Annotated in this window: 7 protein-coding genes, 1 tRNA gene and 1 pseudogene; 4 read left to right on the forward strand and 5 right to left on the reverse strand. The window is 62.0% G+C overall.

Translation table 11 applies throughout. From position 1 onward, the window contains the following. A pseudogene (locus tag ACYVDE_RS12445) lies at positions 1–1,346 on the reverse strand (YfhO family protein); the annotation flags it as partial. A 148-nt stretch (positions 1,347–1,494) separates the two neighbouring features. Then, positions 1,495–1,764 carry a DUF4834 family protein gene (locus tag ACYVDE_RS12450; RefSeq protein ID WP_460501868.1) on the reverse strand — a complete coding sequence of 90 codons (270 nt, stop codon included), beginning with the start codon at positions 1,762–1,764 and terminating at the stop codon, positions 1,495–1,497. Between the two features lie 178 nt (positions 1,765–1,942). On the opposite strand from ACYVDE_RS12450, the gene ACYVDE_RS12455 reads away from it, so the two are divergent. From ACYVDE_RS12455 to ACYVDE_RS12465, 3 genes are all read left to right on the forward strand, one after another. Further along, a complete protein-coding gene (locus tag ACYVDE_RS12455) occupies positions 1,943–2,674 on the forward strand; it encodes a hypothetical protein (protein WP_460501869.1) in 732 nt (243 codons plus the stop codon). Positions 2,675–2,897: 223 nt separating this feature from the next. Continuing rightward, a tRNA-Thr gene (locus ACYVDE_RS12460) sits at positions 2,898–2,973 on the forward strand. A gap of 404 nt (positions 2,974–3,377) precedes the next feature. After that, entirely contained in the window at positions 3,378–3,779 is a 402-nt protein-coding gene (locus tag ACYVDE_RS12465) for a hypothetical protein (protein ID WP_460501870.1), read from the forward strand. A gap of 10 nt (positions 3,780–3,789) precedes the next feature. Here ACYVDE_RS12465 and ACYVDE_RS12470 read toward each other — a convergent pair whose 3' ends face one another. The 3 genes from ACYVDE_RS12470 to ACYVDE_RS12480 are packed head-to-tail and all read right to left on the reverse strand — an operon-like array spanning position 3,790 to position 5,871. Beyond that, positions 3,790–4,572 carry a geranylgeranylglyceryl/heptaprenylglyceryl phosphate synthase gene (locus ACYVDE_RS12470; RefSeq protein ID WP_460501871.1) on the reverse strand — a complete coding sequence of 261 codons (783 nt, stop codon included), beginning with the start codon at positions 4,570–4,572 and terminating at the stop codon, positions 3,790–3,792. After that, positions 4,544–5,479, reverse strand: coding sequence for a hypothetical protein (locus ACYVDE_RS12475; protein WP_460501872.1), 936 nt, complete (start codon positions 5,477–5,479; stop codon positions 4,544–4,546). The genes ACYVDE_RS12470 and ACYVDE_RS12475 overlap by 29 nt, the downstream gene beginning before the upstream one ends. 11 nt (positions 5,480–5,490) lie before the next feature. After that, a complete protein-coding gene (locus ACYVDE_RS12480) occupies positions 5,491–5,871 on the reverse strand; it encodes a phage holin family protein (RefSeq protein ID WP_460501873.1) in 381 nt (126 codons plus the stop codon). Between the two features lie 177 nt (positions 5,872–6,048). On the opposite strand from ACYVDE_RS12480, the gene ACYVDE_RS12485 reads away from it, so the two are divergent. After that, positions 6,049–6,268 (forward strand): J domain-containing protein (locus ACYVDE_RS12485; protein ID WP_460501874.1); only part of this gene is annotated, 220 nt, incomplete at its 3' end.

Raw genomic sequence — 6,268 nt, forward strand, 5'->3', positions numbered from 1 at the left:
AGCGGCGCGCGGGGCCGCAGCACCCGGCTCAGCGCCAGCGCGCCGAGGATGGGCATGGCCAGCTGCGCAATCACGAGGGCCATACTCACGGCGCGGAACTTGTTGTAGCCCGGCAGCAGGTCGAAAATCAGGTAGTTGAAGGTTTCAAAGTTCTTGCCCCAAGCCAGCAGAATGCTCAGGATGGTGCCGGCCAGCAGCCAGTAGCGTGTGCGCTTCTCCACCACAAACAGGCCCAGAATGAACAGGAAGCACACCACCGCGCCCATGTACACCGGACCGGCCGTGTAGCTCTGCTGCCCCCAGTAGGTGGGCATCGCGGCAAGGTATTCCTGCGGCAGGCCGGCTTTGGCCAGGTTCGAATTCGTACCCAGCGGCATTGAGCTGGCCCCGCCGTAGAAGTTGGGAATCAGCAGTGTAATGGTTTCGCCCACGCCGTAGCTGTACTGAAAGGCATAGTCGCGGTCGACGCCGGTGCCTTCGTCCTCGGTTTTGGGGGCCGGGGCCTGGCCGGGCGCGGTGGGTGCGGGCGACTTCAATTCGCTCGGGCCGCGGTTGCTGTACTTGCTGTATTCGGCGGTGGTGTAGAGGCGGCCGAAGCTCACGCCCACGGCCAGGGCCGCACCCAGGCCCAGCAGGGCGGTGCGCTTGGCAAACTCGGGCAGACGGCCGGCTTTGGCGGCGGCTACAAGCTCAATCACCACAAAAATGGCGGCCAGCAGCAGCAGGTAGTAGGTGATTTGCAGGTGGTTGACGTGCACATTCAGCGTGAGGCCCACGGCGAACAGCACCGCGCCCAGCCACTTATCGCGGCGGTAGGCCACTAGCATCCCGCCCAGCACCAGCGGCGCGTAGGCCAGGGCCATGCTCTTGGTGTTGTGGCCGGCGGCCAGAATGGCGAGGTTGTAGCTCGAAAAGCCCAGCGCCACCGCGCCCGCCACCGCAATGAGCGGCCGCAGGCCCAACGCTACCAACAGTATGTAGCCGCACAGCAGCGCCAGAAACAGATTGGCCACCACGGCCGGCAGCCCCAGCGTGAGGGCCTTCTGCAAATACCCCGACCAGTCGCCCGGGAAGTGCAGGCTGATGAGGTAGGTGGGCATGCCCGAGAACATGGAGTTCGTCCAAAGGGCCTCTTTGCCCATCACGGCTGCGTACTGCTGGGCCTCGTGCGCACCGCCCTGAAACTGGGTGATGTCGTGCTGGGCCAGCGTTTTGCCATCGAACACGATGGGCGAAAAGTAGAGGCAGGCGAGCAGCACAAAAAACAGCACCGCCAGCACGTGCGGCACAGCCCGCCGCCACAGCGGCACGGGCGAAACAGTAGGAGCAGAAGTAACAGCAGCCATCAGGGCAGTTTGGGGGAAAATGAAAACCGCCCCGAAGGTACAGTAGAACCGGTTCGCGCAAGGTTGCGCAACGTGAAAAGAGGTTTCGCAAGGCCGACCGAACGTTAAACCCTGCGAAACCTCTTTTCACGTTGCGCAACCTTGCGCGCTATTTCACTTCCTCAAAGTCAACGTATTCGCCACCCTTGAAGCCGCTGGGACTTTCGCGCTCGGGCGGCGTGGGCGGCACGTAATCTACCCGCACCTCGCCGGGGCGCGTGGCATGGCTTCGGTCAGCCGGCCGCGCCTGCGGGGGCACCACGAAGCCGCCGTTGCGCATCTGCTTGCGCACAAAGCTGTTCAGCGCTAGCCGCAGCACAATGGGCAGCAGGTAGCGCACGGCGAAAAATATCAGAATGAAGATGAGCCAGAATTTCATAGTGCCGAAAACGTGAACACGGCCGCAAGTTACGGCCAGCACCAGCTGACGCTGCCGCAAGGCAAATGCTTTATGCCTGCTGCACACTTAGCCAAATAGCTTAACTGTGCTTCGTATTTTTTGCTTAGCTTGTCAGCTGGTTCCTTCCTCCAAACGGTTTACTTTCCATTTCGTTCCTATGCTGCTTACCCGCTCATCGGTTCTTATTGCTCTGTTGCTGGCCAGCTACACTGGCCATGGGCAGAAAATTATGCCCGGCTACGTCATCACGGCCGGGCAAGACACTCTGCGCGGGGCCGTGGTAGTGCACGACGCCGAAACGCAGCAGCGCCAAGTCGATTTCATCACCGCCCAGGGCAGCCAGCGCCAGACGCTCGACGCCCGTGCGCTTCGGGCCTACGGCTACGCCACCGACCAAGACACCATCCATTATGTATCGGTGCGCCTGAACCTGGGCCTCCCCGGTAACCAAGCCGAGCCGCTGTTTCTACGGCAGCTCGTGGGGGGGCCGGTCATGCTGTTTCGGTATTGCTACACCCGCACCTACTCCCGGCAGCCGGCGCGGATAATCACGACGACGAGGATGGTGCCGATGACCCCGGTTACCGGCAAGGTGACTTACGTACCCCAAACGGCTTCCTCGCTCACCCGCCCCGCCTCCGGGCCCCTGGCCTTTCCGCCGCTGAACGCCGACGATGCCCGCGGCGGCACCGGCGTGGCGCTGCTGCTCTACCGCAAAGGGCAGACCGATTTCACTCAGGCCACGCAATGGAAGTTCCCGAACGATGCGCTGGCTTACTTCGCCGACTGCCCCGCGCTGCGGCCCGACATCCAAGCCCGGCACTACAAGGCCCACAATCTCGCGCAGCTGGTGCGGCAGTATAATGCGTGCCAGCCCGGCCAACCGTAATCAGCAGGGCCAACGATGCTATCGTAGTGCCCGCGCCAGAGCCCCGGCAAAGCCAGCGGCGAGGACAGGAAAAATCCTCATTAAAAGGCTGCAGGGCGGTGTTGCGATTTCAAACGCGATGCCCCAAGCAGAGCTGTCAAATTTTTTCTACCAAAGCGGTTGCGCAGCTTCGGGCGCGGTGCCTATCTTTGCACTCCCTTCCAAAACCGTTGGTGGGTAATAAGCCGATTTAGCTCAGTTGGTAGAGCAGCTCATTCGTAATGAGCAGGTCGTTGGTTCGAGTCCAATAATCGGCTCCAAAGTAAAAAGCCCCGAAAGTGCGCAAGCAGTTTCGGGGCTTTTTTTTATGTATCAGCAGGGTTTCTGGGTATGAGTCCCACTGGCCCGGCCGAAGCAGGTGTTGCCGGAGAAGCGGGCATCTTGGCTGCATTAGCTGGAATAGCTGCCGCAGGCGCGTGGGCCGGAAGTGCTGGTGGGCCTGTATCGGGGCCAAAGACCTTACTCAGCGCCCAGTCATCGCGAAGCAATGCCCGAAGCAGAATATACTATTTGCCGCGCGGCTGATTTCAACACTGCTTTTCACCAAACATCCCTGCGGACTATTCGCTTGAAAAATACCCTGAAACAGGTATTTTATCAGATGAAATTTCACTTCATCTTGCATGACTCGCTGTCTGCTCACTTTTGAAAATTCACCTGCTTAATGCCGTTTGTTCATACGATGCATTTTCTGGCTAAACCGGCGTGGCCGGGCATCCTGCTTGGCCTGATGCTTACCACCGCAGGCTGGCTGCGCAAGCTTATCGGGTATCGATACGCCGATGCCTGCATCGTGGCCGGCACTGGGCTGATGCTATTGTTCGGCGCACTGGTTCTATGGAAGCTCAGCGGGCGGCTAAATATAGGCCTGCGTGGGCCGCTCATTATCCTGGCAGGTGGCCTAATGGTTTCGTTGCTGGCTGCTTCCGACGCCCCAATAGCAACTTCTGGCCTGGCCGTAATAGGTGGGATGCTGGCAGCCGGGGGCACTGCCTGGCTATTGGCACGCCTCAACTGCACGCTTCGTCGTTCAGGCCAGGCATCCAGAACCGACCTTCTGCACTAGCTGCGGACGACTATTTCCCTGCCTGCAACACCGCCTCGCGGTTGAACGACGCCACCACCCCGGCTACTTCGCCCAGAAACTCCGGCTCGGCCTCAATGTGGTTGCCTACCACCACCACATCGGCCCCGGCGGCCAGCGCGGCGTACACTTTCTCGCCAGTATTCAGCCCGCCGCCCACGATAATGGGCGTCTCGACCGCAGCGCGCACGGCCGCAATCATGGCCGCCGATACCGGGTTCTGGGCCCCGCTGCCGCCGTCGAGGTACATCAGCTTTAGGCCCAGCTGCTCACCGGCCATGGCGGTGCAGGCCGCAATGCCGGGCTTGTTGTGCGGCAGCGGCGTGGTGCCGCTCATGTAGGAAGCTGTGGTTTGCCGGCCCGAGTCGACCAGCATGTAGCCGGTGGGCAGCAGCTGCAGGCCGCTGGCGCGCAGGCGCGGAGCGGCCACCACGTGCTGGCCGATGAGAAAATCGGGATTGCGGCCCGAGATGAGCGAGAGCAACAGCAGGCCATCGGCCGGCCCGTCGAGGTGCATGCTGTGGCTGGGGAACAGCAGCACCGGCACGTCGGAATGGGCTTTGATTAACGTGATGAGGGCAGCCTGGTGCTCGCTAAGCACCAGGCTGCCCCCCACGAAAAAGTAGTCGACTGGGTGCACCGCGCTCAGGGCGAGCAGGTGCCGCAGGCCGGCTTCATCCAGGTTATCAGGGTCGAGCAACACGGCCAGCGCCTTGCGGCCGTGCGCCCGACGGGTTAGCAGCGCATCATACAGACGGGGTGGGTTTGGGCGCATCCGGAGCAGCAGAAGGAGCAGACGAAGCAACCGGCGCGGCGGCACTGTCGGCCGGTTGCGCGTCGGAGGAAGCTGCAAGGTCGGCATTTTTGTTGGCCGGGAAAAGTTCGCCCGCCTTTTTCGTCACCGCGGCCAAGGCCAGCGCGCCCGCCTGGGCCACCAGCACCTTGCCGGTATCAGACTGCAAAAACTGCTGCAACACCGAGCCCACCACGCGCGCTACCGAATGGCGCGGGGTTTCGGCCATGGCCTTGGTCGGCACGCCTTTTTCATTTTTGCTGTCTTTTTCCTTCTTTGCTTCGTCGCCATCGAAGGCGTGCGAAACGGGCAGGCGGCGGCTGTCGTCGTAGGGCAAATCCTGGAACGGGTCGTCCTCAAAGCTGGTTGGCTTGCCAGCTGCGGGCCGGGGCGGCGCTGGTTTCTCAGCGGCTTTGGGAGCGGGCGGCGGCGTAGGCTTGGGGGCCGGCGCCTGTTCGGCCGGGTGCGGAGCCGGGTGGCCCAATGCACCCACCGGCTGCGCGGCCCGCGGCGCCGATTCTGGCTTGGTGCCTGATGCGGCTACGCCCTTGCCAAACTCGTGGTCGCCATCCTCGAAGTGCTCCATGAACACCATGGCCGATACCGCGGCCGACTTGCGCTTGTCTTTGGGCTCGCCTTTGCCCTTGCCTTTTGGCTTGCCATCGGGGCGGTGCTTGCCGTCGGGGCGGTGTTTCTTGCCGCCAAATGCTTTGGTAATGAGCCACACCGTGCCGGCCAGGCCCGCACCCACGGCAGCAACTCTGCCTATCGTGGCCGATTGCTCCTTGATGTGCTCGACATCGCCGCGCAGCGCCCGCTCGTACTCCAGCTTTTTGCGCTCCAGAAATTCTTTTTCTTCGTCGAAAATGGGGTTTTGCAACTCACTCATGGCAGGGAAGCTTAAGCTTGACGTTTGTCGGATTTATAGATAGTGTCCTTGAGCGCCTTGTTGGCGATGCCCTGGAAGGCGGCTTTGTCGACGCCCACCAGCACCAGCACCAGCAGCACCAGGTAGAAGCCGGCGACAATGCCGAAGCCCCAGTACGGGCTATCGAGGGCCGAATTGAGGGCCAGACCGGCAAAAATGCTCACGAAAATGATGAACAGCAGGCCCAGCATGGCCAGCGCCACGCCGTGCACGGTGCTCACGATTACGGAGGAGGCTTTCTGCTGCAGCTCCAGCTTCACCAAGTCGATGCGGGTGTCGAGGTAGCCGGTCAGGTTGCCAATCAGGCTGTCGTTGCGGGGCGTTTTGGAGGATGAGTCGTCGTCGGAAAACATACGGCGCGAAATAGAAGTGGCGAGAAAAAAACGGCGGTGCAGCCACGGCGGAGCTAACGCCCCAGCGCGGAGCCGCTTGCGCCGGGTTTACGGAAAATTGCGCGCCGCGGCTGACTTTTGCACCGTGCTTTGTGTTTGCAGCCCAGCGTGAGTCAGAATCATTACCAAACTTTGGGCGTGGCCGCCACCGCTTCGGCCGCCGACATTAAGCGGGCCTACCGCCGCCTCGTGGTGCAGTACCACCCCGACAAGCACGGCGGCGACGTGCGCTATGAAGAGCAGTTCAAAGCTGTGGCCGTGGCCTACGGCGTGCTGGCCGACCCCGGCAAGCGCGCCAGCTACGATTTTCAGCTGGCCCAGGCCGCCCGGCGCCTCGATGAGGAGCGCCGCCGCCAGC

Source organism: Hymenobacter agri, from assembly GCF_054778495.1.

Coding starts and splice junctions, on each gene's coding strand:
- ACYVDE_RS12450 (WP_460501868.1), bottom strand. CDS start 1,764: ATGAAATTCTGGCTCATCTTCATTCTGATATTTTTCGCCGTGCGCTAC.
- ACYVDE_RS12455 (WP_460501869.1), top strand. CDS start 1,943: ATGCTGCTTACCCGCTCATCGGTTCTTATTGCTCTGTTGCTGGCCAGC.
- ACYVDE_RS12465 (WP_460501870.1), top strand. CDS start 3,378: ATGCCGTTTGTTCATACGATGCATTTTCTGGCTAAACCGGCGTGGCCG.
- ACYVDE_RS12470 (WP_460501871.1), bottom strand. CDS start 4,572: ATGCGCCCAAACCCACCCCGTCTGTATGATGCGCTGCTAACCCGTCGG.
- ACYVDE_RS12475 (WP_460501872.1), bottom strand. CDS start 5,479: ATGAGTGAGTTGCAAAACCCCATTTTCGACGAAGAAAAAGAATTTCTG.
- ACYVDE_RS12480 (WP_460501873.1), bottom strand. CDS start 5,871: ATGTTTTCCGACGACGACTCATCCTCCAAAACGCCCCGCAACGACAGC.